Below are 24,564 nucleotides of genomic sequence, written 5' to 3'. Positions count from 1 at the left end.
AGGGACGGCGGCTGGTCTCCACGGGCACGCGCGCGGGCGTGGGCGCGGCGCCGCGCGGACGGCCTCCCTTGAGCGCCAGCGCGGGCTTCTCCACGACGTACCACAGACCCACCGCCACCGCGAGCGCGATGGGGAACGCGAGGATGAAGTTCCCGAAGGCGTCGAGATTCGGGTACTGACGCTGCACGAGCTGCTGCGTGAACAGCCCGACGAGGTACAGGCCGTAGCTGAAGTCGCCGTACTTGCCGAAGCGCGGCAGGCCCATCCGCGCGAGCGGACCGCGCGCGAAGGCGAGGGCCAGCACGAGGTACGTGCCGAACACGGAGAAGCCGAGCTTCATGCCGCCCGTGAAGACGGTCAGCGTGAGTGCGGCGAGCGCGAGGAGCGCGAGCGGCCACGTGAACCGAATCCTGTCGCGGTAGAGGTACACGAGGGAGCCCGCGACGAAGTAGCGCGGCAGGTCGAACCAGCCGTTGTTCGTGGCGGACCCGCCGACCGCGAAGAGGAAGCTCATCAGCAGGAACAGCACCAGCACCGTGTCGCGCCGCCACACCCGCAGGCTGCCCATCAGGGCGAGCAGCACGTAGCAGCCGATCTCGTAGCGAAGCGTCCAGAAGTTGTCGGAGACACCCGTGGACGGCATGGGGTGCTGGAACACGCCCGGCAGGTGGTTCTGACTGAACGGCACGAGGATGTTCCCGAGGTAGGAGAGCGCGCCCGGGTTCGTGAAGTAGTTCGGGGCGGTGCTGATGAGGCCGCCGATCAGGAAGATGGCGAGCACCACGACGATCAGCGCGGGGTAGATGCGCACCGCGCGGGCGCGCAGGAAGGGCACGAGGCCGTGACGGCGCTCCCAGGACTGCGTGATGAGGTAGCCGCTCACGACGAAGAACAGGCCCACGCCGATCCAGCCGATGGTCATCTGTCCGCCCGAGAGGGCGTAGAGCGGGTCCGCGTCGAGCGTGCCGGTCGGGACGAACGTGGCGTGCGAGACGAACACGAGGAGCGCCCCGAGGAAGCGCAGGGCGTCGAAGTTGTTGTCGCGGGACGCGTCGACGGGTTTGTCCTGCGGGGCCGTCACGAGGCCCTCCCTTCGTGACGATGGGGGTGGGGCGTGGGCCGCGCGCTGCGGTGGTCTGTGGTCATGGTGGTGGCCTCTGGTCCCGTCGCCGTGGCTGGTCGCGAGGGGTCGGGTCCGGGCGGGGCCCGGTCGTGGCTTCGGACGGACGCGTCACGCTCCCGACGGACACGAGGGGCATGACGCGCGTGAATTTCATCGTATTCACGCGGGATTTCGGTGCCGTGGGCGGAGTGCCAAATTGAATGGAGGCTCAAGGCCCCCAGGCTTGTGGAGGCCGTCGACGGCCTCCACAGAAGCACCGGACCGCTCCGGTGCGTACGCGGCTCCCCTCTCCTTCAGCGGGTGGGTTCGGCGTTGAGGTTGTACTTCCAGCCTTCCTCGCGGAGGCGGCGGCGGTCCTGGGCGTAGGTGGGGCAGAGGGTGGCGACGTGCGTCCAGAAGCGCGCGGAGTGGTTGAGTTCGCGCAGGTGCGCGACCTCGTGGGCGCAGAGGTAGCGGGCGACGTCGGGCGGGCCGAGCAGGACGCGCCAGTTGTAGCGCAGGACGCCGCTGGCGGTGCAGCTGCCCCAGCGGGTGCGGGCCTCGGTGAGCTTGACGTCGCGCGGGGCGCGGCCGAGGCGCGCGGCGAGCTCGTGCGAGAGGGGCGTGAAGTACGCGAGGGCCTGCTCGCGGTACCAGTGCTCGACGTGCCCGAGGAGCTGCGGGTGGGGCAGGTCGGGGACGTGGAGTTCCTCGCCATGGCGGGTGACGCTCTCATGGGGGCCGCGGCGAATGGTGAGGGTCTGGCCGAGCAGGGGGAGGGTGCTGCCGTCCTCCAGGGTGTGGTGGTGGGGGGTGCGCTGCGCGAAGTGCGCCTGCGCCTTCTCGATCCAGCCGCGTTTGCGCTCGACCCAGTTGAGCAGGTCGGGCTCGGGGACGCCGTGGGGGGCGTGCAGCACGACGTCGGTGCGCGTGACGCGCAGCGCGATGGTGGTGCGGCGGCGGGAGCGGCGGATCACGACGTTCACCTTCCCAGGATAGCGTGCGGGGCCGCTTCGTCGCGTCCGTAACGGACATCATGCGCTTTCACGAAGAGCGTAGTAGCTTGGTCTGGACATGACGCGCGTTTCCTCCGCCCGGTCGCAGCCGACGCTGCGGTACGAGCGCGGCACCCTCCTCCTCCATCCCGCGCCCGCCGGTCAGGGCTGGGCGGAGCACGCCCAGTGGGACGACCGCGTGGGCCGCTTCCGCGTGCCCGCCCACCGGTACCGGGCACTGCTGGAGGCCGTGCGACGCGACGGCGCCGAGCTGCGCGACGAGGCGCGCGACTTCCAGGAACTGAAGCTCAGCCCGAGCCGTTTCGTGACGCCCTACCCGCATCAGACGGAGGCGATCGACGCGTGGAAGCGCGCGGGTCGCCGGGGGCTGGTGGTCCTCCCGACGGGGGCGGGCAAGACGCTCGTGGCGCAGCTCGCGCTGGACGCGACGCCCAGAAGCTGCCTCGTGGTGGTGCCGACGCTGGACCTGATGCACCAGTGGTACGCGGGTTTCCTCGCGACGTACCCGGACGCGCCGCTGGGCCTGCTGGGCGGCGGCTCGAAGGACGACACGCCCCTGCTCGTCGCGACGTACGATTCCGCCGCGATCCACGCGGAACGCCTCGGGAACCGCTACGGGCTGGTGGTGTTCGACGAGGTGCATCACCTCGGGGGGGACTTCAACCGGGTGATCGCGGAGTACTCCATCGCGCCGTACCGGCTGGGCCTGACGGCCACGCCGCCGCAGGGCGCGCGGCTGCGCGACCTGCAGGGCCTGGTGGGGCCGCTGGTGTACCGCCGCACGCCGGAGGAACTGGCGGGCACGGCGCTGGCGTCCTACCGGGAGGTGCGGATCACGGTGCAGCTCTCGGCGGCGGAACGCGCCCGCTACGACGCGGCCATCGCGACGCGCAACGCGTTCCTGCGCCGCTCGGGCATCAACCTGGGGAACCTGGAGGGCTGGCGGACCTTCGTGATGCGCTCGGGCACCCCGGAGGGCCGCGCGGCGATGCTCGCGCACCGCGAGGCGCGCTCCCTCGCGTTCGGCACGGAGGGCAAGCTGCGCGTGCTGGAGGAGCTCCTCGCGCAGCACCCGGAGGAGCGCGTCCTGGTGTTCACGGACGACAACGCCACCGTGTACCGGGTGTCGCGCGAGTTCCTGCTGCCCGCCCTGACGCACCAGACGCCCGTGAAGGAACGCGTGGCGCTCCTCGACGCGTTCAGGAAGGGCGACTACCGGGTGCTCGTCACGAGCCGCGTCCTGAACGAGGGTGTGGACGTGCCGGAGGCGAGCGTCGCGATCGTGCTGTCCGGCACGGGCGTGGAGCGCGAGCACACCCAGCGGCTCGGGCGGATCCTGCGCCGCGCGGAGGGCAAGCAGGCGGTGCTGTACGAGGTCGTCGCGGAGGACACCACGGAGGAGGGCGTGGCGCGCAGGCGGCGCGGCCAGGAGCCCGCGAGTCCCGTGCCGTACCTCGACGAGATCACGCCCGACCCGATCGACTGGGAGGACCTGTAGCGTGCTGCCGACCGAACTGCTGATGTACCGCTACCGCGCGGAGACGGTGGTGCCCAAGCGGCTCGCGCTGAACTTCGCGCACGTGGGGCTCGCGCGGGAGCTCATCGAGGTCTTCTCGGGCGGCGTGGGCCTGCGCCGCGCGGAGCTCGACGAACGCGTCGCCGCGCACGAGGGTTCGGCCGCCGGGTACCGTGTCGTGCGGGGCCTCGCGCACCTCCTCGCGAGCGACTTCTCCACCTTCGAGATGCGCTCGCCCGTCCCGCCGACGGAACTGCGCGCCCGCGTGTTCGGTCTCGCGTCGCGGCTCGCGGGGCGCGCGTCGCGCGCGGCGGTCCTGACGCGCGTCGCGGCGCAGCTCGGTGAGGAGGGCCTCGCGCTGCGCCCGGAGGAGGTGGAGTCGAACCTCTACGCGGACCTGCAGGAGAACTTCGTCCTCTCCGAATTCACGCCGCCCACCCCGGAGGAACTGCTGCACCGCTGGAACCTCGCGCAGGTGCAGGGCGTGCTGTACCGCGCCTACGCCCTGCGCGTGCACGCGCACCGCAACGACCCCGCGCGCTACAAGCAGCTGCTGAAGTACATGAAGCTGTTCGGGCTGATGGTCGTCGTGGACGGCGACGCGGACCACGGCTTCACCCTCACCCTCGACGGCCCCGCGAGCCTCTTCCGGCCCTCCACCCGCTACGGCCTCGCGATGGCGAAGTTCCTGCCCGCGCTGCTGCACGTCACGAAGTGGAGCCTGGAAGCCGAACTGAGGCCGCGCCGCGACCTGGAGGGCGCACCGGAGAGCGCCACGTTCACCCTGGACAGCGACTGCGGGCTCGTGAGCCACTACAAGGTGGACGCGGAGTTCGACAGCATCGTCGAGGAGGCCTTCGCGGCGCGCTGGGCGAAGCTCCGCACGGACTGGAAGCTGGAGCGCGAGGTGGACCTCGTGCCCGTCACGGGCGGCGTCATCGTCCCGGACTTCCGCCTCGTCCACCCGGACGGGCGCAGCACGCTGCTGGAGATCGTGGGCTACTGGCGGCCCGAGTACCTGCGCAAGAAGTTCCGGGGGGTGCGCACGTCGGGCCGCACGGACCTCATCCTCGCCGTGTCGGACCGCCTGAACCTCGACGCGGCGGGCGTGAAGCTCACGGACCTTCCCGAGGGCGTGCGGGTCGTGACGTACAAGGGCCGTCTGGAGCCCCGCGCGGTCCTCGCGGTCCTCGAAGGTGAGGAAGGCGGCGCGGCGGAGGCGGCGGCGTCGTAGCATCGCTCATGACCCGCGCCCTCACCCTCGGCCTCGCGCTCGCCCTCGGCACCGTCCTCGCCCAGTCCGGTGGGGACACCGCGCCCGTGACGCTCGCCGTCACCGCGCCCGCCGGGACGCTCGTCACGTACGACGTCACGCAGACCCTCGTCGGGACCGTCGAGGAGGTCCGCGTGGAGCCCCGCCCGAACGTGCGCCTCACGGCGGAGGCGCTGGAGGACTACAAGCGGCGCTTCGCGGGCGCGGGCGGCAACCCGAAGCCCGTCAACCTCTCGTACGTGGAGTACCTGCGGGTCCTTCCGCCCACCGCGGACGGCTCGGTGGCGTTGCAGGTCACGTCGGACCAGACGATCGAGGGCCTCACGCAGAAGCTGCGCTACCGGCAGGTGATCTCCCCGGACGGCACGACGCGGGTCGAGGCGCTCCCCGGCACCTCGCCCGAACTGCGCCGCGTCGTGGAGAGCCTCGACACCTCGGGCGTGTTCGGCACGACGCCCGCCGTGTACGGGCGTCCCCTGACCGTGGACGCGCCCGTCACGCAGGAGGGCCGCCTGGACTTCGCGCGGGTGCTCGGCTCCTCCCTGCCGGGCGTGAGTCTCTCGGGCGACGTGACGTACCGCAACGTCCTCACGTACCGGGGCGCCCGGCCCGACGGGACGCGGCTCGTGGAGACCGCCTCGACCTTCGGGCCCGCCACCGTGACGGTGGAGGCGGGCGGCCTGCGTCAGACGGTGGAGGTGGGGGCGGGTACGGCGTCGTCGAGCACCACGCTCCGTCCGGACGGCCTCGCATCGCGCCTGGAGTCGCGCTCCACCGCGCGGATCGGCACGCGGCTGGACCTGCCCGAGCTGCCCGTCGTCGTGACGGTCGTCGTGCGGCAGGAACAGACGCTGCGGCAGACGGCGCGCTAGGGTCCGGTCATGAGATTCGACATGGCCGACCTCGCGTCCGGCGACCGCTACAAGCTCCTCACCGGGGTCGTCGTGCCGCGCCCCATCGCGTGGGTGACGACGCTCAACCCGGACGGCAGCGTGAACGCCGCGCCGTACAGCTTCTACGGCGCGATGGGCAGCGATCCGCCGCTCGTGGCGTTCGGGCCGGGCAACCGGGACCGCGCCACCGCGAAGGACACCGCCGCGAACGTGCGGCGCGAGCGGGAGTTCGTGGTGAACGTCGTCACGGCGGACCTCGCGGACGCGATGAACGTCACCGGGGCGGACTTCCCGCACGGTGAGGAGGAGCTCGCGCACGCGGGCCTCACGACCGTGCCGTCGGCGCTGGTGCGGGCGCCGCGCATCGCGGAGTCCCCGGTGCACCTGGAGTGCCGGGAGCTCATGACGCTGGAGGTGGGCCGCAACCGCGTCGTGCTGGGCGAGGTCGTGACGATCCACGTCCGCGACGACCTGATGCTGGACGCCGCGCGCTTCCACGTGGACACGCCCGCGCTGGGCGCGCTGGGCCGCATGGGCGGGCGGGGCGGGTACGTCCGCACCACGGACCTCCTGGAGATCCCGAGGCTCACGCTGGCGCAGTGGCGCGAGCGCGTGGAACGGGCGGAACAGGAATGAAGGACGGGTGGAGACCCGTCCGCCGCGAACGTACGGTGGGTGACGGTCCGGTCCGCGCACGCGTTCGACTGTGAGGGCGCACGGAGGAGACACCATGACGCATGACGCTCAGCCCGAGCCGTTCGACGCCGTCATCATCGGAGCGGGTCAGGCGGGACCGCCCCTCGCGCGGGCCCTCGCGGACGCGGGCCGCCGGGTGCTGATCGTGGAGCGCGAGCACGTCGGCGGGACCTGCATCAACGAGGGCTGCACGCCCACGAAGACGATGCTGGCGAGCGCCACGACGGCCGAGACGGCCCGCCGTGGGCAGGCGTTCGGCGTGCACGCCGGGCCCGTCTCGGTGGACATGACGCGCGTCCGGCAGCGCAAGCGCGAGATCGTGGACTCGTGGCGTGAGAGCGGCGAGAAGGGCCTGCGTGACCACGAGGGCGTCACGCTCCTGATGGGCGAGGCGCGCTTCACGGGCCCACGTGAGCTGGAGGTCCGCGAGGGGGACGGCAGGACGAGGACGGTGAGCGCGCCGCTCGTGTTCGTCAACACGGGCGCGCGGCCCACCGTGCCGGACGTGCCGGGCCTGCGGGACCTGAACCCGCTGAACAGCACCACCGTGATGGAGCTCGCGGAGGTGCCGCGTCACCTGCTGATCCTCGGCGGGGGGTACATCTCGGTGGAGTTCGCGCAGATGTTCCGCCGCTTCGGCGCGGACGTCACGGTGGTGCAGCGTGGCGGCGGCCTGCTGGGCCGCGAGGACCCCGACGTGTCGGACGCCATGGCGCGGATGCTGCGCGAGGACGGCGTGGAGGTGCTGCTGGAGGCCACGACTCGGGAGGCCCGCCGCGACGGGGAGGACGTGGTGCTGCGCGTCGCCGTGGACGGCGGGGAGCGCGAGGTGCGCGGCTCGCACCTGCTCGTCGCGACGGGCCGCGCGCCCAACACGGAGGCACTGGACCTCGCGCGGGCGGGCGTGGAGGTGGACGACTCCGGGCACGTGAAGGTGGACGAGTTCCTGCACACCACCGCCGAGGGCGTGTACGCCCTCGGGGACGTGAAGGGCGGCCCGGCCTTCACGCACGTCTCCTACGACGACTACCGCGTCGTGGCCGGAGAAGTGCTGCGCGGCGAGAAGCGCAGCGTGAAGGACCGCGTGGCGCCCTACACGGTCTTCACGGATCCGCAGCTGGGCCGCGTCGGCCTGAGCGAGACGCAGGCGCGCGAGGCGGGCTTCGAGGTGCGCGTCGCGAAGCTCCCCATGAGCCGCGTGGCGCGCGCCGTGGAGGCCGGACAGACGCGCGGCTTCATGAAGGCCGTCGTGGACGCCCGCACGGAACGCATCCTCGGCGCGGCGGTCCTCGGGATGGACGGGGGAGAGGTGGCGTCCATGCTCGGCATCGCCATGATGGGAGGGCTGCCGTACACGGCCCTGCGGGACGCGATGCTGCCGCACCCGACGCTCGCGGAGTCGCTCAACAACCTCTTCATGACGCTGGAGTGACGACCCGTCCCACGTCGCCGGGAACGGAACGGCCCGGACCCCGCGCGGGGTCCGGGCCGCCGGAGGACACTCCCCGCTAGCGCTTCCTGTCCACGAAGACGGGCGTGCCCTTCTCCGGGGTCTTCGCGCGCTTCGACGGCATGGCGTACTTCGCGTCGAGGCAGCTGGTGGGCGCCGCGAGGCCCGCTTCGAGGTCGCGCATCCACGTGAGGGTGTCGCGGAAGCCGAACTGCCGCGCCGTGAAGTGGTTCGCGCCCGCGTACGCGCGCTGCACGATGGGCCGCCCGAAGGCGCAGCTCCTGCGCATGAAGGTGAGCTGCGCGTCCGCCGTGACGATCGGGTCTTCGAGGCCCGTGACGACGAGCGCGGGGATCTGACGGCCGGTCTGCGCGAAGCCGGGGGCGTTGCGGCGCATGAGATCCGCGAGCTTCGGGTCGAGGCCCGCCACGCTGCCCGCCTTCAGGGCCGCCTCGAACTCGGGGCGGTAGATGCTGCGCGCGTCGTTGGGGTAGTGGTGGTAGACGTCCGTGACGCACATGCGCGCCGCCTCGCGCCCGAGGCCGGGGAGCCAGCGCGGCGAGATGATCCTGGAGGCGTCCACGCCGTAGTACGCGGCGTAGCTCTGCGCGAGGTACGGGCCGAGCGCGGGCCGTTCGCGGAAGAGCGTCATGACGTCCATCGCGGGCGCGTAGCCGATGACGCCGGAGACGCGCACGTCGGGCGCGTAGGTGGCGGCGAGGTCGGCGGCGGCGAAGGCGGCGTGACCGCCCTGCGAGAAGCCCGCGAGGTACGTGCGGTCCGAGGGACGCGTGCCCTCCGCGCCGCGCAGGAAGGCGCGGGCGGCGCGGGCAGTGTCGAGCATGACGCGGCCCTCGGAGCCCGCCACGAAGTACGGCTGGACCTTGGCGGGGTCGTCGAAGTTCGCCCAGTCGGGCATGACGCTCACGAAGCCCTGCGCGGCGTAGGAGCGCATGTGCGCCTCGTAGTTGCCCCAGTTGTCGCGCGCGGCGTCCTCGCGGGTGGGGGCGCAGGCGTCGGCGAGGCCGGTCGTGCCGGGGCCCATGACGTACAGGGGCGCCGCTCGGTTCCCCATGTCGGGCACGTACAGCAGGGCGCGCACCGTGACGGGCCGTCCCCTCTCGTCGGTGCTGCTCACGGTGAGGCGGTAGCGGCGCACGGCGTATTTCGGGGCGGGCATGCCGCTGCGTTTGTAGAGCCGTTCGACGCTGGGGCCGACGTCGGCGAGCGCGACGGTGCCGAGCGTCTCCCCGGAGAGGACCGCGCCGGGGGCGGGTGCGGCCTGCCGGGCGAGCGCGCCCGGCACGAGGGCGAGCGCGGCGGTGAGGAGGGCGGTCGTCAGGGGGCGGGCGTGGGGCTGGCGTCGGGGCGTCTCGGTCACGGGGGTCCTCGGACATCATCCTGAAGGATCGCCTGTGCCGGAGGATAAGAATTCATCAAGACCGCGACTCATGAAGACGTGCGGGAAAGCGGCGCGGGAACGTCGTCCCGCGCCGCGGCCCGTGTCCGCTCTCACCTGCAGGTGGAGAGCACCGGCTGACCCGCCGCGACGCCGCGCATCCACGTCATCGCGTCGTTCATCGCCACCTGCCGCGTCTGGTAGTGGTTGATGCCGATGTACTCGCGGTACGTCACGGGCCGCTTGAGCCCGCACAGCTTCTGCACGAACACCCGCTGCGCCGTCGCCGTGACGATGTCGTCGGCGGTGCCCTGCGCCACGAACGCCGGGATCTTCGCGGCGCTCGGGGAGAGGCCCGAACTGTTCGCCGCGAGGACCTTCGCCACCTCCGGGTACTTCTGCGAGAGCGTGTTGCCCACCAGGGCCTGCAGGAACTCCGGGCGGAACACGTCACGCGGACGCTTGCCGTACATCTCGTACAGGTCCCCGATGCAGCGCGAGCGCGCGTTGCGGTCGAGGCCCGACGCCACGCGCGGCAGCAGGATCTTCGCGGGATCCACCCGCTTCGTGCCGTAGTAGTCCGCGTACGCCGCCACCGCGTAGGGCGCGAAGGCCGCGTTCTCCTTCCACAGCACCTCCACGTTGGTGGTCGCGCCGAACGCGACGACGCCGCGGACGGGCAGTTCCGGCGCGTACTTCGACGCGAGGTCGGCTGCGGCGAAGCTGGAGTGCCCGCCCTGCGAGTACCCCGAGAAGAACACCGCCTGCGCGGGCTGCGCCTTCAGGGACTTCCCGGTCCCCTGAAAGAAGCGGTAGGCGGCGCGCGCCGCGTCGAGGAGGATCGGCGCCTCGCTCGCGGAGACGAAGTACGGCTGGAGCTTCGTGCCGTCCTCGAAGTTGGCGTAGTCGGGCATCACGCCGATGAAGCCCTGCGCGGCGTAGGAGAGCATGTGGCCCTGGTACCAGCCCCACGACTGCTGCTCGGGCCGCTCGTCGAACGGCGAGCAGTTGTCCGCGAGGCCCGTCGTTCCCGCGCCAAGCACGTACACGGGGAGCTTCGTCGCCTTCGGCACGTCCGGCACGAAGATCTGCGCGCGCACCGTGATGGGGCGGCCCTGCTCGTCGGTGGAGCGCACCCTCATCTCGTAGCGCCGCACCGTGTACCTCGGGGCGGGCTCGTTCACGCGGGCGTACAGGGCACGGCCCGCGCTCGACACGGCGGCGGGCGTGTACACGCCCGCCGGGGAGCTCGACACGAGGGTGTTGGGGGCGCTCTGCGCGAGAACGCTCCCGAGCGTCATGAGGACGGGCAGCGCGAGGCGCCGGGTGAGGTCGGGCATGATCTCCTCCTGTTTCTGCGGTCAGTGTCCACGGAAGGGCGCGCGCGTGAGATGCGAGGACGCTCAAGGCAGGTTCAAGGAGCGCGCGGGGCGCGTCCGGAACGTGTCCTGAAGTCCAGAGTGCCTTCGTCTCATGGGCGATGTGCCAAGAACCCATCGGCACGACGGCAGATGCGGCCTCCGGAAGCGCGACGCTACGCTGCGCGCATGTCGTCGTCCTCGCGGTCCGCGCTCGCGGTGCTCGGGCGGTACCTGCTGCCCCAGTGGCCGCGGGTGCTGCTGCTCGCCGTGCTGCTGCTCGGCTCCATCGGCCTGCAGCTCTACGTCCCGCTGGTCCTCCAGCGCTTCATCGACACGGCGCAGCAGCAGGGCGCCCTCGCCACCCTCTACCGCCTCGCGGGCGTCTACCTCGGCGCGGCCGTCATCGTGCAGCTCATGCAGGCCGGGGCCACCTACGTCGGCGCGGACGTCGGCTGGACGTCCACGAACCGGCTGCGCGCCGACCTCATGCGGCACCTCATGAACCTCGACATGGCCTACCACAAGGACCACACGCCCGGCGAGATGATCGAACGCGTCGACGGCGACGTGACCGCCCTGTCGAACTTCTTCTCGCAGTTCAGCGTGCGCGTCTTCGGCGCGATGCTGCTGCTCGTCGGGTCGCTCGGGGTGTTCTGGTGGCGCGACTGGCGCGTCGGGCTCGGTGTGACGCTCTTCGCGGGCCTCACCCTCACGGTGCTGCTGCGCCTGCGCCGCATCGGCGTGGAGCCCTCTCGGCAGGAGCGCGAGGCCAGCGCGCGCCTCTACGGCTTCATCGAGGAGCGCCTCACCGGCCTCGACGACCTGCGCGCCCTCGGCGCGGGCCCGCACGCGCTGCGCGGCTTCCTCGGCGTGCAGAAGGACTTCTTCTGGAAGTCGCGCGCCGCGTGGATCTCCCGGTCCGTGGTGTGGCGCGCGTCGTTCGTGCTCTTCGCGATCGGCTACACCGCCGTGCTCGGCGCCGCCGTCGGGATGTACGCCGCCGGGCTCGTCACGATCGGCACCGTCTACCTCTACTACCAGTACATGACCCTCGTGGAGGACCCCATCGACCAGCTCACGCAGCAGCTCCAGGAACTCCAGAAGGCGGGCGCGAGCCTCATCCGCGTCGGGGAGGTGCTGGCGCTGCGCACCACCCTGCACTCCGGCGAGCGCGCCCTGCCCGAGGGACCGCTGGAGGTCCGCTTCGACGACGTCACCTTCTCCTACGGCTCCGGCGAGGACCACGCGCCCGTCCTGCGCGGCGTCGACCTCACGATCGGCGCGGGCCGCGTCGTGGGGTTGCTGGGCCGCACGGGCAGCGGCAAGACCACCCTGACGCGCCTCGTGACGCGCCTCTACGACCCCACCCTGGGCGCGGTGCGCGTCGCGGGCGTCGACACGCGCGACCTCGACACGGGCGCGCTGCGCGAGCGCGTCGCGGTCGTCACGCAGGACGTGCAGCTCTTCCAGGCGTCCGTGCGCGACAACCTCACCCTCTTCGACGACCGCGTCCCCGACGACCGCGTCGAGGAGGCGCTGAAGGAGGCGGGCCTCGGCGACTGGCTCGCCGGGCAGCCCGAGGGCGTGCGCACGCCGCTCGCGGCGGGCAGCCTCTCGGCGGGCGAGGCGCAGCTGCTGGCCTTCGCGCGGGTGCTGCTGCGTGACCCCGGCGTCGTGATCCTCGACGAGCCCTCCTCACGCCTCGACCCCGCCACGGAGGCCCGCCTGACGCTCGCCATGACGAACCTGCTGCGCGGACGGACCGCCATCGTGATCGCGCACCGCCTCGACACCGTCGCCCGCGCCGACGACATCCTCGTGCTCGGAGACGGTCGGGTGCTGGAGTACGGCCCGCGCGAGACGCTCGCCCGCGACCGCGCGAGCCGCTACAGCGCCCTGCTCAGCGCGGGCCGCAGCGACCTCGAGGAGGTGCTGTCGTGACCGTCACGCCACGCGCGAAGCCGGAGTTCTCCACCCTGCGCCTCATGGGCGGCCTCTTCTCGTACCGGCGCGGGCTCTTCGTCGTGAACCTCGTGCTGTGGGGCGCGTTCCACACGGTGCCCGTCGCGTTCGCGTACGCCGCGAAGGTCCTCTTCGACCGCCTGCGGCTCGGGGACCTCACGGGCGCGTGGATCGCGCTCGCCGCCTTCGGGCTCGCGCGGCTCGCGCGCTTCGGGGTCTTCTCGGCGGCCTTCACCCTCTGGATCGACCTGTGGTACCGGCTCGACGCGCTCGTGCGGCGCAACCTGCTCAGCCACCTCCTGACCGCGCCGCGCGCCCGCCGTCTGCCCGACACGCCCGCCGAGGCCGTCAGCCGCTTCCGTGACGACGTGAACGAGGTGGCGCAGTACACGGAGTTCTTCACGGACGGCTCCGGCATCCTGCTCTACGCCCTCGTGTCCTTCGCGCTGATGTGGTCCATCGATCCCCTGATCACGGTGGTGGTGTGCGCGCCCCTGCTCCTGATGGTGATCCTCGTGCGCTTCCTGTCGAACACCATCCGCGCCTACCGCCGACGCTCCCGCGAGGCGACCGCGCGGGTCACGGACTTCGTCGGGGAGGCCTTCGCGGCGGTGTCCACCGTGAAGCTCGCCGCGCGCGAACCGATGATGGTGGCGCACCTGGAGCGCCTCGGCGAGACGCGCCGTCACGCCGCGCTGCGCGATGTGCTGCTCACGGAGCTGATCCGCAGCGTCAACACGAACATGGTGAGCGTCGCGACGGGCATGGTGCTGCTGCTCGCCGCCTCCAGCATCCGCGCGGGCAGCTTCACCGTCGGGGACTTCGTGCTGTTCGCGACGCTGCTGCCGCGCCTCGCGAACAGCATGACCTTCTTCGGCGGGATGCTCGCGCAGCACCGCCGCACGGGCGTCAGCTTCGAGCGCATGCTGCGCCTCCTCGGCGACGCGAAGCCCGGGCAGATCGTGGAGCACCACGACCTGCACCTCTCGTCCGAGCCGCCCGCCGCGCCGCCGCCGCCCGCGCGTGAGGAACTGCGCGAGCTGCGCGCCGAGGGCCTCACCGCGCTCCACGAGAGCGGACGCGGCGTGCGGGACGTGGACCTCGTGGTGCGGCGCGGCGAGTTCGTGGTGATCACGGGCCGCATCGGGAGCGGCAAGACGACGCTGCTGCGCGCCCTGCTGGGCCTGCTGCCCTCGGGGGGACGGATCACGTGGAACGGCCGCGCCGTCGAGGATCCCGCGAGCTTCTTCGTGCCGCCGCGCAGCGCGTACACGTCCCAGCTGCCGCAGCTCTTCTCGGAGACCCTGCGCGAGAACGTGCTGCAGGGCGCCCACGAGGGGCGGCTGCAGCGCGCCCTGGACCTGTCGGTGCTCGCGCCGGACGTCACGCAGCTCGACCGTGGCCTGGAAACCGTGGTGGGCGCGCGCGGCGTGAAGCTCTCCGGCGGTCAGGTGAGCCGCGCGGCGGCGGCCCGCATGTTCGCGCGCGACGCGGAACTGCTCGTCTTCGACGACCTGTCGAGCGCCCTCGACGCGCAGACCGAACGCCTCCTGTGGGAGGGCCTCGCCGAGGACGCCGGGGAGAGGACCTGCCTCGTGGTGTCGCATCGCCGCGCGGCGCTGCTGCGCGCCGACCGCATCCTCGTGCTGAGCGAGGGCCGCGTGGTGGACCAGGGCCGCCTCGGGGAGCTGCTGGAGCGCAGCCCGGAGATGCGCGAGCTGTGGGCCGAGGACGAACCCGTGACGGACTGACGGGGGAGGGAAGAGGCGGGGAGTCCGGGCCACCGGACTCCCCTCTCCATGCCTGAGACTCGCGTGAGCGGAGACGGAGGAGGACGCTTGGAGAGTTCAAATCCGCGTCAGCTTCGATTTTTAAACTGGTCAGCGTACCGGGGACTCCCCGGCCGCTCCGCTCGGGACGCGCGAGGCCGCGTCCCCCCTCCCCAGGGCGGGCGCGTTACACTGGAAGAGACGAACAGACATGACCAGACTCCTCAAGCCCCTCGCGATCATGCTGTCCCTCGTGCTGGCCCTCGGCGGCGCGGCCTCCGCCGTGACCGTGCGGGTCATGGACCGGGACCTGCAGGGCCTGCTCGGCTACGGCCGCAGCGCCGGCAGCAGCCTGACCCTGCAGGTGGCGTCGGGCACGAAGGGCCCGGTGCTCGTGCTGCTCATGAGCGACGACGAGACCACCGTGCTCGGAAGCTACACCGGCGTGCTGCAGGGCTCGCAGATCGTCCTCGACGGCGGCGCGGGCACCCTCTCGAAGGTCCTGGCCTCGCGCGGCGTCACCGTCACCGTCACGCCCGTCGACTCGGTGAACAGCCGGTCCTTCAGCCTTCCCGGTCTGAAGCCGAAGACGGACACCACCGGTGACAAGGAAAAAAAAGACAACCGGGGCAAGAGTGACGACAAGGACGACAAGGGCAAGGACGACAAGTCCAGGCCCTGACGTCCTCGCGGCACGCTTCGCCCCGACCACCCCACAAGGAGCCCCGTTGTGTTAGCCCAGATCCTGCTCGTCGAGGACGATCCGCACCTCGGCCCCCTGCTGCGCGAGTACCTCGCCGCCGACTATCAGGTTCATCACGCCACCACCCTGCGCGACGCGCAGGCGTGGCTCGGAACGCACAGCGCCCAGCTGATCGTCCTCGACCTGAACCTCCCCGACGGCGACGGCCTCGACCTCGTGCAGGCGCTTCGGCAGTACTCCAGCACGCCCGTGCTGATCCTGTCGGCGCGCTCGGCGGTGCAGGAACGCGTGTCCGGGCTCAACGCGGGCGCCGACGACTACCTCACGAAACCCTTCGCGATGCCCGAGCTGGACGCGCGCATCTCCGCGCTGCTGCGGCGCACCGCCGCCGGGGGCGGCGTGAGCCTCGGCAACACGAACCTCAGCACGTCCTCGCTGACGCTGCAGGCCGGGGACGCCACGAGCGCCCTCACGGAGCACGAGGCGCGCATTCTGGAGCTCATGATGCGCACGCCCGACCGGGTGTTCTCCCGCTCCGACATCGAGTCGCACCTCTACGGCTGGGAGACGCCGAACAGCAACTCCGTGGAGGTGCGCATCTCGCAGCTGCGCAAGAAGCTGGAGACGGTCGGCTCGGACCTGCGCATCCGCACGATCCGCAACGTGGGGTACGTCCTGCAGTCGTGAGCGCCCCTCGCGACCGCTGAGCCTCCGTCATGACCCTGCGCTTCCGGCTGGCCCTCGTCTACTCGCTCATCGCGTTCGTGCTCGTCGCGGCCCTCGCCGGGACGGGCACGTACCTGCTGACGCGCGAGGTGAACCGTCAGTTCGAGACGCGGCTCGCGGAGCAGGCGCAGTACGTGCGCAGCCTCATCTTCGGCAGCACCGAGGGCCTCGGCAACCTCCGCTCGTCCGGCGGCGCGCTCGTCGTGGTGGCGGGCCCCGAGGGGAACGTGCTGGTGCGCTCGCAGAACCTCGGGGCGCTCGAACCCCTCATCGTGGAGGGCCGTCAGGTCCTCGACAACGGGCAGAGCGTGCGCGGCGTGGTGGTGCCGCTCAGCCCCGTGCCGCAGCCGGGCGTGGACAGCGGCAGCATCTGGGTGGGCCTCCCGGACGACGCGATCGTCGCGACGCAGCGCAGCGCGTGGCAGTTCCTGTTCGCGGGCCTCATCGTGGCGCCCGCGCTGATGCTGATCGTCGGCTGGTTCGTGGGGCGCTACCTGCTGCGCGGCCTCGCGAACGCCGCGCGCGTCGCGGAGCGTCTCGACCCCAGCGTGGGCAGCATCCCGCTGCCGCGCCGTCAGGACGAGGTGTACCGGCTGCTGGAGGCCATCAATCGGCTGCTGGGCCGCATCGAGGCGCAGAAGCAGAGCGAGAAGGCGCTGCTGGGCCAGATCGTCCACGAGCTCGGCGCGCCCCTCACGGCCATCAAGGCGTACCTGGAGCGCGCCGCCGTCCGCACCGGCGACGAGGAGGTGCGCCGCGCGCAGGGTGTCGCGGAGGAGCTGGCGTTCACCACGCAGGACCTCATGCAGCTCGCGCGCGGGCAGCGTGACCTGACGCTCGCGCTGCACTTCCTGCCCGCCTCGCAGCTGCGCGAGCGGCTCGACCGCCTCGTGCCGGGCACCCTCTACACGGGCGACTGGCGCACGATGGTCCTGTGCGACCCGGACCGGCTGGTGCAGGCGCTGCGCAACCTCCTCGCGAACGCGCGCCGCGCGGTGGGTCCCTCCGGGCGCGTGCAGCTCGACCTGAGCGGCACGCCCGAAGGGTTGCGCTTCGAGGTGTCCGACGACGGCCCGGGCCTCCCGGCGGAGCTGGGCGAGCGCATCTTCGATCCGTTCGTGTCGGGCAGCGGCTCCTCCGGGCTGGGCCTGTCGGTCGCGCGTCAGATCGCGCAGCTGCACGGCGGGGAGCTCACGGGCGGCAACGCCGAGGCGGGCGGCGCGGTGTTCGTCCTGACCATTCCGGACGTGATGGTCGGCGACGAGGACGAGGACGAGGACGTGGACGCCTACGAGGACGTCGCGCGGGAGTGACGCGCCTGCTACCCTACCCCTCATGAGCAACTGGAATGCCGTCGTGCTCGGCGGAGGCGACGCGGGCGACCCGTTCGCGGTGGGGCACGGCGTGCCCGTGAAGGCCCTGATCGACCTGGAGGGCCGTCCCATGGCGGCGTACGTGCTGCGCGCGCTGCGCGAGAGCGGACGCGTGGACCGCGTCGCCTACGTCGGTCCGCTGGGGGAGGGCATGGCGGAGCTCGTGGACCTGAACCTCGCGGACGCGGGGTCGCTGCTGGCGAACCTCGAGGCGGGCGTGAACGCGCTCGGGCCGCAGGCGCGGGTGCTGGTGGTGACGGCGGACGTGCCGCTCATGACGGGGGAGATGCTGCGGGACGTCCTCGACGCGGCCCCGGACGTGGGTCTGGTGTATCCGGTCGTGACGCGCGCGGCCTGCGAGGCGGCCTTTCCGGGCGTGAAGCGGACGTACGCGCGCCTCACGGAGGGAACCTTCACGGGCGGGAACGTGTTCCTGCTGGACCCGACGCTGGTGTCGCGCTTCCTGCCGCGCCTGCGGACGCTGTTCGCGCTGCGCAAGCGGCCCGTGGCGCTCGCGGGCACCATCGGCTGGGGCGTGCTGGTCCGGCTGCTCGTGGGACGGCTGTCGGTGCGGGAACTGGAGCGGCGCGTGTCGGCCATCCTCGGGGTGGAGGCCCGCGCGCTCGTCACGGGGCACGCGGCGGTCGGGACGGACGTGGACAAGGAGGACGATCTGAAGCTCGTGCGGGAGCGTCTGGCCGCGTCCGGCACGGTGCCGGGCGTCTCATGAAGGGAGGCGTGCGGGCGGTCGTGCGGGCTTTCGCTCTAGAAGCACGCAAACTTCCATGAACGCCTCGTGTAGACCGGGATGTGTTCTGAGGAACCACGGTCAGTTCCTCATCGCAGAATTGTAGAAGTGAGGAGCCACCAAGGGGCATCCCATCCATACCATCCGAAGTATCATGTGCAACATACACATGATGTGTATCATGCTGTCGTACTGACCTCTGATTGACGTCCCGAAAGGAGTCGCGCATGACCCCCGACACCCCCCTGATCATCCACGGCGGCCAACCCCTCCGGGGCACCCTCGCCGTTCAGCCCAGCAAGAACGCGGCGCTCCCCATCATCGTCGCGAGCCTCCTCACGAGCGAACCCGTCACGCTCCACGGCATCCCCCGCCTGCGCGACATCCACACCCTCCTCGACATCCTCTCGCACCTCGGCACCCGCGCCGACTGGGTCGGCGCGCACAGCCTGCGCCTCCACACGCCCGAACTCACCACCACCGTCACGCCCCACGCGCTCGTGGGTCAACTGCGCGCCAGCATCACCCTGCTCGGCGCGCTCCTGTCACGAGCGCACGAGGCGCACGTCGGCGTGCCCGGCGGCTGCACCTTCAGCGAACGGCCCGTGGACCAGCACGTCAAGGCCCTCACCGCGATCGGCGTGAACCTGCGCGACGACGGCGACGTCTTCCACGCCACCCGCCCCCGCGTCATGCACGGCTCGTACCTCTTCGAGCTCCTCACGGTCGGCGGCACGCAGAACGCCGTCCTCGCCGCCGTCCTCGGTGAGGGCGAGGTCACGCTGGAGCACTGCTCGCCCGACACGGACGTCGTGGACATGGTGAACTTCCTCAACAGCCTCGGCGCGGACATCCGGGGCGCGGGCACCCCCACCATCACGATCCGCGGCGTGCCGCGCCTGCACGGCGGCGAGTACCGCGTCATCCCGGACCGCCTCGAGGCGGGCACCTTCATGATCGCGGCCGTCGCGACGCGCGGGCAGCTCACCCTGACGAACGTCAACCCCGCGCACCTGCGGGCCGTGTCGAACAAGCTCACCGAGATGGGCGTCGCCGTCACCGAACTCGGCGAGGACAGCCTCCACGTCGATGCGACGCAGCGTGACCTCGGTCCGGTGAACGTCACCGCCACGGAGTACCCGGGCTTCCCGACGGACCTGCAGCCCATCATGAGCGCCCTGCTCGCGACGGTGCCCGGCACGAGCGTCATGACGGACCGCATCTACGCCCGCACCACGCACGTGCCGGAACTGCTGCGCATGGGCGCCTCCATCGAGCTCGCCGACCACGTGCAGGTCATCCGAGGCACGAGCCTGCGCGGCACGAGCGTTCGCGGCGCCGACATCCGCTCCGGCGCGGCGCTCGTCGTGGCCGCCCTCGCCGCGGACGGCGAGACGGTCGTGGACGGCGTGCGTCACCTCAGCCGCGGCTACGAGGACCTCGCCGCCCGCCTCGCGAGCATCGGCGCGGACATCCGCCACGCGGAACCCGAGGCGGTGGCGGTCCCGCCGACGGGTGTGGTGCTGCCGGTGGCGATGGACTGAAGACCACGGAGACGCGTGGGCGCACCAGGCATGAGGACCGGGCCGTCCCGCCCACAGGTGGAGAGACGCGTCGACGCACGAAGCGAAAGCGAGGGACCGCTCCCGCCATGAGTGCAGAGACACGTCACCGCCCCCGGCATGAGGACCGGGCCGCCCCGGTCCGTACGCAGGGAGAGCGTACGCAGGCAGGTCCGTACGCCGCCCAAACGCGGACGGTCCCTCTTCACCGCCCCAGCCACGAGCGAGCGCCCGTCAAAGAAGGAAGCCCCGCCGATCGGCGGGGCTTCTCCTCGTGGTGGCGTTACTCGCTCTTGGTCTCGCCTTCGCTGCTGTCGGCGGCCTCGGCGCTCTCGGTGGGTTCCGTCACGGGCTCGCTGGATTCCAGCGCGGCGGCGTGGGGCTGCTCCTCCTTGGCGGTCTCGGCGGCGCCGAGACGCGCGACGGCGGTCGCGAGGGCCTTGTCGCGGACGATGGTGGCAGCGTAGCCCTGCAGGCCGTTCTGGCCGAGCTGGCTGCGCAGCTGCTGCACGGTGATGCGGTTGGCCTGCGCGAGGGCGTTCAGGTTCGCGTCGAGTTCCTGCTGGGTCAGGCCGATCTTCATGTCCTCGGCGAGCTGTTCGAGCGCGAGGTCGCGGCGGACGCGGGTCTCGGCGTTCTTGCGCAGGTCGGTCATGAAGTCGTCGAGCTTGTTCTGCTCCTGCATGAACTTCTCGTACTCGTCCCACTTGACGCCCTGACGGCCGAGGTCGTCCTTGATCTCCTCGAGCATGGCGTTCTGGCGGCGCTCGATGAGGGCGTCGGGGATCTCGACGGTCATGCCCTCGACGAGCTTCTCGACGAATTCCTCGCGGCGGGCGTTCTCGCCCTCGGCCTGGGCGCGGCGTTCGAGTTCGCCGCGCAGGTCGGCGCGGAGGCGCTCGATGGAGTCGAAGTTGAGGCCCTTGGCGAACTCGTCGTCGAGGTCCTGGAGCTTCTTGTGCTTGATGTCGACGATGCGGACCTTGACGCTCTGCGCCTCGTGGACGTGGTCGCCGTGGTCGTGGGCGGGCACCTCGATGGTGACCTCCTCGCCGATGGCGTGCCCGAGCAGGGCCTCGCGGACGTGCTCCTCGGCGACGTCGAGGTAGATGGGGTACGTGCCGCCCTCCTCGCCGAGCTCCTCGATGGTGACCATGTCGGTCGCCTCGGCGGGCCGCTCGACGCTCTCGAAGGTGGCGTTGCGTTCCTGCAGGTCACGCAGGGTGCGCTCGAGGACCTCGTCGGTGATCTCGGGGGCGCTGGCGCTGAGCTGCACGCCGTTCCAGTCGGAGAGCTTCACCTCGGGGTAGGTCTCGCCCTTCACGGTGAAGGAGTAGTCGGCGCCTTCCTCGAGGGACTCCGGGGTGATCTCGGCGTCGACGAGGTTGAGCTGGAGTTCGCGGACGGCCTGCGGGTAGAAGCGGTCGAGGAGACGGTCGCGGACCTCTCCCTCGATGTAGCCCGTGCCGACGCGCTTCTCGAGGACGCTGCGGGGCGCCTTGCCGGGGCGGAAGCCGGGGACGCGCACGTCGCGCGACACGGCGCTCCACACCTGCGAGTAAGCGTTCTGCACGTCGGTCTTGGGGACCGTGACGCGGAACTCGACCTTGTTGCCTTCACGTTTGATCAGCTCTGCCATACGTCTCCTGGTGTTCGTTCGCGCGCCTTCTGCGGCGCGTGCTGCCATGGTTGGTCCACTTCACGACAAAGCGGCCCCGTGCGTAGGGGCCGCTTTGCGCTTGTGGTGCGAGGAAAGGGACTTGAACCCTCACATCTTCCGATACCAGATCCTAAGTCTGGCGCGTCTACCAGTTCCGCCATCCTCGCGTTACCGAAACTGTACGGCCCCCTAAGGAGTACGCGCGACCTGGATGATTGTGGGGTGGATTATGGGACTTGAACCCACGGCCTCCGCTTCCACAGAGCGGCGCTCTAACCAACTGAGCTAAACCCACCACGACCTCGTGCGAGGCTTCAACATCCTAAGGCTCCCGGCGAGGCATGTCAATACGTCGGCGCGCGGACCGCTCAAGGCCGTCTATAGCGCGTTCGGAACCCCCGCACACGCGCTCCCTCTACGGTGGGGGCACCATGACCTCGCGGACCGAACTGCTGCAGGAGGAGTACCTTCGCCGGGAGGGCGAGAAGGTCGGCGAGTTCCGCTACTTCCACCCCGACGGAACCGAACTGACGGACGAGGCGCACCTGGCGCGCATCTCGAAGCTGGCGGTGCCGCCCGCCTACCGGGACGTGTTCGTCTCGCCCGACCCGGACGCGGAACTCCAGGCCTTCGGACGGGACGCCGCCGGACGGCTCCAGTACCGCTACCACCCCGACTTCCTTCAGGCGGGCGCGAGCCGCAAGTGGCAGCGCCTCGCGCGCTTCGCGCGTCACCTGCCCACCCTGCGCGACCTGACGGGCAAGGACCTGCGCGCGTCGGGTCTGCCGCCGCGCAAGGTGATGGCGCTCATGACGCGCCTGCTGTACGTCGCGCACTTCCGTGTCGGCTCCGAGGAGTACGCGGTGAAGAACAAGACCTTCGGGCTGTCCACGCTGCGCAAGCGGCACGTGAAGGTCGTGGGAAGCACGGTGGAGTTCCACTTCAAGGGCAAGCACGGCATCTGGCAGCACAAGGCCACGACCGACCGCACGCTCGCCGCGAACGTGGAGAAACTGCTCGCGCTGCCCGGGCAGCACCTCTGGAAGGCGGAGACGGAGGGCGGGATCGTGCGGATCCGCTCCGGCGACCTCAACGGCTACATCCGTGACGTGATGGGGCCCTTCACCGCGAAGGACTTCCGCACGTGGGGCGGGACGCTCGCGGCGGCGCAGTACCTCGCGGAGGTGGGCCTGCAGGACAGCGAGCGCGCCGCGCGCAAGGTCGTGGTGGAGTGCGTGAAGCACGTCGCGGAGGACCTCGGGAACACCCCGGCGGTGGTGCGCGGTCACTACATCTGCCCGGTGATCTTCGACCGCTACTTCGAGGGGCGTCTGCTCGACGACTACGAGCCGCGCACGGAGCGCGAACGGGCGAACGCCGTGGAGGGCCTGTCGCGGTCGGAGCAGGCGCTCGCGCGGATGCTGGAGGAGGAGTTCGTGAAGGGCCGTCGTCGCCGCAGGGCGGAGGTGGCGCAGGCCGCCGACTGACGGGCCGACACGTCGGCGGCCGGGACGGTCAGAGTCTCCTGCCGCGCGGCTGGTGGTAGTAGACCCGCCCGACGACGGTGACGGCGTCGGGTCGCAGGGGAGGGTAGTCGGGGTTGTCGCTGGTGAGCCAGAACTCGCCGTCGTAGCGGCGGACGCGTTTGACGACGGTGCCGGCGCCGTGGACGTTGAGGACGTAGATCTTGCCCTCGCGCAGTTCGAGGTCGGAGCGGTCCACGTACACGCGGTCGCCGTGGCGGATACCTTCCCCGTCGAGGGTCATGGACTCGCCGTGGACTTCGAGGACGACCATGCCGCCGCGGTAGTCGGTGCGTGGGACGAGTTCGGTGTCGAGGGTGGCGGTTCCCGCGCCGCCCTCGTCGTCGAGGGGGATGCCGGCGTTCGCGAGGGCGCGGACGGGCACGCGGATGTGGTCGAGGGTGCCCTCGATCTCGTCGGCGGCGGCGGCGGCGACGAGGCGCAGGCCGGTACGGGCGGCCCACTCGTCGGGCTGGACGTGGTAGACGCGGCGCAGCGCGTCGAGCCGGGCGGGCGTGAGCGCGACGATGGGTTTGGTGCCGCGCTCCAGGCGGGAGAGGTAGGACTGGGTGACGCGGGCGTCCTCGCCGAGGGCGGCGGTGCGGGTCTCGACCTCGTCCTGCCTGAGGCCGAGCCGCACGCGGAGCTCGCGGAGCCACTGGTGAGGGGCGCTCATGGAGTCAGCGTACCTCTCTTGAGGAATGCCGCGTGTGAACTAATCGGCTTGTTTTATGACTGACTGAATATTACGCTGATGGCAGAACGCGTTCGGAAAGGAGCGTGCCTTGCCCCTCAACCACACCGATCTGCCCGCCGTCCTGCCCGTCCTGCTCGCCGCCTTCACCGCCGCCTCGGGCGTCCAGCTCGTACGGCAGTGCATGAAGGACACCCTGCCGCGCTGGAGGCGCGTCCTCGCCGCCACCCTCGGCGCGGGCGTCGCCGGAGCGACCGCCTGCGCCCTGCTGCTCGAATGGCTCGACGTGAGCGCCCTCTTCCTCGTCGCGGCGAGCGCCGTCGTCGGCTGGTCCGGCGCGGGCTTCCTCGACGTGCTCGGACACGCGGTGGAGTCCAGGCTCGGGATCGGCGGGGTCTCGCGCAGACAGCGGCCCTGAGCGGAGTCAGCGGTGCTCGACCCGCGGACCGAGCTGCTCCGGACGCTCGTCGAGGTCGCGTTCCATCTCCTCGAAGAAGGACGCCTCGCCCATCAGACGCAGCGCGGCCTCCACGACGCGCGGATCGAACTGCGTGCCGCTGCCCCGCCCGATCTCCGCGAGCGCCTCCCCGGTCGTCCAGGCCCGCTTGTAGGGCCGCTCGTGCGTGAGGGCGTCGAACACGTCCGCGACCGACACGACGCGCCCGACGAGCGGGATCTCCTCGCCGGACAGGCCGTGCGGGTAGCCGCGTCCGTCCCAGCGCTCGTGGTGCGTCAGCGCGATCTCCTCGGCCATGCGCAGCAGCGCGGACTGGCTCCCCGACAGCATCTGCGCGCCGCGCACCGTGTGGAGCTTCATCGCCTCGTACTCCTCGTCCGTGAACTTGCCGGGCTTCAGCAGGATGTGATCCGGGATGCCGATCTTGCCGACGTCGTGCAGACGCGCCGCCGAGCGCAGCACCTCCGTCTGCGCGGGTGTCAGGCCCAGCGCCGCCCCGAGCCTTCCCGCGACGTACCCGACGCGCCACGTGTGCTTGCCCGTCACGTCGTCTCGGTATTCCGCCGCCATCGCCAGCCGCGTGACGATCTCCTGCTGCGCCACCTCCAGCTCCGCCGTGCGCGCCCGCACCTGCGCCTCGGCGTGCTCGCGCGCCTGCTGCGCCGCCTCGGTCCGCAGGCG

Annotated in this window: 21 protein-coding genes and 2 tRNA genes; 14 read left to right on the top strand and 9 right to left on the bottom strand. The window is 71.4% G+C overall.

The window, feature by feature from the left end; all coding sequences use genetic code 11:
• Both DEIPI_RS28590 and DEIPI_RS28585 read right to left on the bottom strand, forming a co-directional pair.
• Window positions 1-1,081, bottom strand: a 1,081-nt coding sequence (locus DEIPI_RS28590; RefSeq protein ID WP_045233665.1) for an acyltransferase family protein, incomplete at its 3' end; no start/stop codon positions are given.
• Between the two features lie 335 nt (window positions 1,082-1,416).
• The gene (locus DEIPI_RS28585; protein ID WP_045233664.1) at window positions 1,417-2,088 is read right to left on the bottom strand and encodes a M48 family metallopeptidase; all 672 of its coding nucleotides are present in this window, start codon (window positions 2,086-2,088) and stop codon (window positions 1,417-1,419) included.
• 88 nt (window positions 2,089-2,176) lie between these two features.
• Here DEIPI_RS28585 and DEIPI_RS0104720 point away from each other — a divergent pair, with 88 nt between their 5' ends.
• The 5 genes from DEIPI_RS0104720 to DEIPI_RS0104700 all read left to right on the top strand — a co-directional run bounded on the left by DEIPI_RS0104720 (window position 2,177) and on the right by DEIPI_RS0104700 (window position 7,928).
• Window positions 2,177-3,616 carry a DEAD/DEAH box helicase gene (locus DEIPI_RS0104720; protein ID WP_045233663.1) on the top strand — a complete coding sequence of 480 codons (1,440 nt, stop codon included), beginning with the start codon at window positions 2,177-2,179 and terminating at the stop codon, window positions 3,614-3,616.
• A gap of 1 nt (window position 3,617) precedes the next feature.
• Window positions 3,618-4,868 (top strand): DUF790 family protein, encoded by a 1,251-nt coding sequence (locus tag DEIPI_RS0104715; protein WP_027481012.1) that lies wholly within the window; start codon window positions 3,618-3,620, stop codon window positions 4,866-4,868.
• Between the two features lie 8 nt (window positions 4,869-4,876).
• Window positions 4,877-5,779, top strand: a complete 903-nt coding sequence (locus tag DEIPI_RS0104710) for a hypothetical protein (RefSeq protein ID WP_027481011.1) — start codon at window positions 4,877-4,879, stop codon at window positions 5,777-5,779.
• Window positions 5,780-5,788: 9 nt separating this feature from the next.
• Window positions 5,789-6,436, top strand: a complete 648-nt coding sequence (locus DEIPI_RS0104705) for a flavin reductase family protein (protein WP_027481010.1) — start codon at window positions 5,789-5,791, stop codon at window positions 6,434-6,436.
• Between the two features lie 94 nt (window positions 6,437-6,530).
• Window positions 6,531-7,928, top strand: a complete 1,398-nt coding sequence (locus DEIPI_RS0104700; protein ID WP_027481009.1) for a mercuric reductase — start codon at window positions 6,531-6,533, stop codon at window positions 7,926-7,928.
• 76 nt (window positions 7,929-8,004) lie between these two features.
• Here the strand turns inward: DEIPI_RS0104700 and DEIPI_RS0104695 are convergent, their stop codons facing one another.
• Both DEIPI_RS0104695 and DEIPI_RS0104690 read right to left on the bottom strand, forming a co-directional pair.
• On the bottom strand, window positions 8,005-9,327 hold the full coding sequence (locus DEIPI_RS0104695) for a lipase family protein (protein ID WP_027481008.1): 1,323 nt from the start codon (window positions 9,325-9,327) through the stop codon (window positions 8,005-8,007).
• 131 nt (window positions 9,328-9,458) lie between these two features.
• Window positions 9,459-10,685 carry a lipase family protein gene (locus tag DEIPI_RS0104690; protein WP_027481007.1) on the bottom strand — a complete coding sequence of 409 codons (1,227 nt, stop codon included), beginning with the start codon at window positions 10,683-10,685 and terminating at the stop codon, window positions 9,459-9,461.
• Between the two features lie 207 nt (window positions 10,686-10,892).
• Between DEIPI_RS0104690 and DEIPI_RS0104685 the strand changes: the two genes are divergently transcribed.
• From DEIPI_RS0104685 to murA, 7 genes are all read left to right on the top strand, one after another.
• Window positions 10,893-12,647: an ABC transporter ATP-binding protein gene (locus DEIPI_RS0104685; RefSeq protein WP_027481006.1), complete on the top strand. Its 1,755-nt coding sequence runs from the start codon at window positions 10,893-10,895 to the stop codon at window positions 12,645-12,647.
• A gap of 44 nt (window positions 12,648-12,691) precedes the next feature.
• The gene (locus tag DEIPI_RS0104680; RefSeq protein WP_084474032.1) at window positions 12,692-14,419 is read left to right on the top strand and encodes an ATP-binding cassette domain-containing protein; all 1,728 of its coding nucleotides are present in this window, start codon (window positions 12,692-12,694) and stop codon (window positions 14,417-14,419) included.
• A 229-nt stretch (window positions 14,420-14,648) separates the two neighbouring features.
• Window positions 14,649-15,119 carry a hypothetical protein gene (locus tag DEIPI_RS35305; protein WP_052351620.1) on the top strand — a complete coding sequence of 157 codons (471 nt, stop codon included), beginning with the start codon at window positions 14,649-14,651 and terminating at the stop codon, window positions 15,117-15,119.
• Between the two features lie 48 nt (window positions 15,120-15,167).
• Complete coding sequence (locus tag DEIPI_RS0104670) at window positions 15,168-15,827, top strand: response regulator transcription factor (RefSeq protein ID WP_027481004.1); 660 nt, start codon at window positions 15,168-15,170, stop codon at window positions 15,825-15,827.
• 29 nt (window positions 15,828-15,856) lie between these two features.
• On the top strand, window positions 15,857-17,179 hold the full coding sequence (locus tag DEIPI_RS0104665) for a sensor histidine kinase (protein ID WP_027481003.1): 1,323 nt from the start codon (window positions 15,857-15,859) through the stop codon (window positions 17,177-17,179).
• A 22-nt stretch (window positions 17,180-17,201) separates the two neighbouring features.
• Window positions 17,202-17,969, top strand: coding sequence for a nucleotidyltransferase family protein (locus DEIPI_RS0104660; RefSeq protein WP_045233662.1), 768 nt, complete (start codon window positions 17,202-17,204; stop codon window positions 17,967-17,969).
• A gap of 245 nt (window positions 17,970-18,214) precedes the next feature.
• Complete coding sequence (murA, locus tag DEIPI_RS28575) at window positions 18,215-19,531, top strand: UDP-N-acetylglucosamine 1-carboxyvinyltransferase (protein WP_045233661.1); 1,317 nt, start codon at window positions 18,215-18,217, stop codon at window positions 19,529-19,531.
• Window positions 19,532-19,832: 301 nt separating this feature from the next.
• Here murA and tig read toward each other — a convergent pair whose 3' ends face one another.
• The 3 genes from tig to DEIPI_RS0104640 form a co-directional block, all read right to left on the bottom strand.
• A complete protein-coding gene (gene tig, locus DEIPI_RS0104650) occupies window positions 19,833-21,188 on the bottom strand; it encodes a trigger factor (protein ID WP_027481001.1) in 1,356 nt (451 codons plus the stop codon).
• Between the two features lie 103 nt (window positions 21,189-21,291).
• Window positions 21,292-21,376, bottom strand: a tRNA-Leu gene (locus tag DEIPI_RS0104645).
• A gap of 51 nt (window positions 21,377-21,427) precedes the next feature.
• Window positions 21,428-21,504, bottom strand: a tRNA-His gene (locus DEIPI_RS0104640).
• A gap of 136 nt (window positions 21,505-21,640) precedes the next feature.
• On the opposite strand from DEIPI_RS0104640, the gene DEIPI_RS0104635 reads away from it, so the two are divergent.
• The gene (locus DEIPI_RS0104635; protein ID WP_027481000.1) at window positions 21,641-22,696 is read left to right on the top strand and encodes a DNA topoisomerase IB; all 1,056 of its coding nucleotides are present in this window, start codon (window positions 21,641-21,643) and stop codon (window positions 22,694-22,696) included.
• 28 nt (window positions 22,697-22,724) lie between these two features.
• Here DEIPI_RS0104635 and DEIPI_RS0104630 read toward each other — a convergent pair whose 3' ends face one another.
• Window positions 22,725-23,408, bottom strand: coding sequence for a LexA family transcriptional regulator (locus DEIPI_RS0104630; protein WP_027480999.1), 684 nt, complete (start codon window positions 23,406-23,408; stop codon window positions 22,725-22,727).
• Window positions 23,409-23,517: 109 nt separating this feature from the next.
• Between DEIPI_RS0104630 and DEIPI_RS0104625 the strand changes: the two genes are divergently transcribed.
• Window positions 23,518-23,844, top strand: coding sequence for a hypothetical protein (locus tag DEIPI_RS0104625; protein ID WP_027480998.1), 327 nt, complete (start codon window positions 23,518-23,520; stop codon window positions 23,842-23,844).
• A 6-nt stretch (window positions 23,845-23,850) separates the two neighbouring features.
• On the opposite strand, the gene DEIPI_RS28570 is transcribed toward DEIPI_RS0104625, so the two are convergent.
• A partial coding sequence (locus DEIPI_RS28570; RefSeq protein WP_052351619.1) for an HD-GYP domain-containing protein occupies window positions 23,851-24,564 on the bottom strand: 714 nt, incomplete at its 5' end.

This window comes from Deinococcus pimensis DSM 21231, assembly GCF_000519345.1.
In the GTDB taxonomy this organism is placed as follows: domain Bacteria; phylum Deinococcota; class Deinococci; order Deinococcales; family Deinococcaceae; genus Deinococcus_A; species Deinococcus_A pimensis.
This window is presented reverse-complemented; position numbering and strand designations above follow the sequence as displayed.

Coding starts and splice junctions, on each gene's coding strand:
- DEIPI_RS0104635 (WP_027481000.1), top strand. CDS start 21,641: ATGACCTCGCGGACCGAACTGCTGCAGGAGGAGTACCTTCGCCGGGAG.
- DEIPI_RS0104700 (WP_027481009.1), top strand. CDS start 6,531: ATGACGCATGACGCTCAGCCCGAGCCGTTCGACGCCGTCATCATCGGA.
- DEIPI_RS0104665 (WP_027481003.1), top strand. CDS start 15,857: ATGACCCTGCGCTTCCGGCTGGCCCTCGTCTACTCGCTCATCGCGTTC.
- murA (WP_045233661.1), top strand. CDS start 18,215: ATGACCCCCGACACCCCCCTGATCATCCACGGCGGCCAACCCCTCCGG.
- DEIPI_RS0104690 (WP_027481007.1), bottom strand. CDS start 10,685: ATGCCCGACCTCACCCGGCGCCTCGCGCTGCCCGTCCTCATGACGCTC.
- DEIPI_RS0104660 (WP_045233662.1), top strand. CDS start 17,202: ATGAGCAACTGGAATGCCGTCGTGCTCGGCGGAGGCGACGCGGGCGAC.
- DEIPI_RS0104685 (WP_027481006.1), top strand. CDS start 10,893: ATGTCGTCGTCCTCGCGGTCCGCGCTCGCGGTGCTCGGGCGGTACCTG.
- DEIPI_RS0104680 (WP_084474032.1), top strand. CDS start 12,692: ATGGGCGGCCTCTTCTCGTACCGGCGCGGGCTCTTCGTCGTGAACCTC.
- DEIPI_RS0104720 (WP_045233663.1), top strand. CDS start 2,177: ATGACGCGCGTTTCCTCCGCCCGGTCGCAGCCGACGCTGCGGTACGAG.
- DEIPI_RS35305 (WP_052351620.1), top strand. CDS start 14,649: ATGACCAGACTCCTCAAGCCCCTCGCGATCATGCTGTCCCTCGTGCTG.
- DEIPI_RS0104710 (WP_027481011.1), top strand. CDS start 4,877: ATGACCCGCGCCCTCACCCTCGGCCTCGCGCTCGCCCTCGGCACCGTC.
- tig (WP_027481001.1), bottom strand. CDS start 21,188: ATGGCAGAGCTGATCAAACGTGAAGGCAACAAGGTCGAGTTCCGCGTC.
- DEIPI_RS0104705 (WP_027481010.1), top strand. CDS start 5,789: ATGAGATTCGACATGGCCGACCTCGCGTCCGGCGACCGCTACAAGCTC.
- DEIPI_RS0104630 (WP_027480999.1), bottom strand. CDS start 23,408: ATGAGCGCCCCTCACCAGTGGCTCCGCGAGCTCCGCGTGCGGCTCGGC.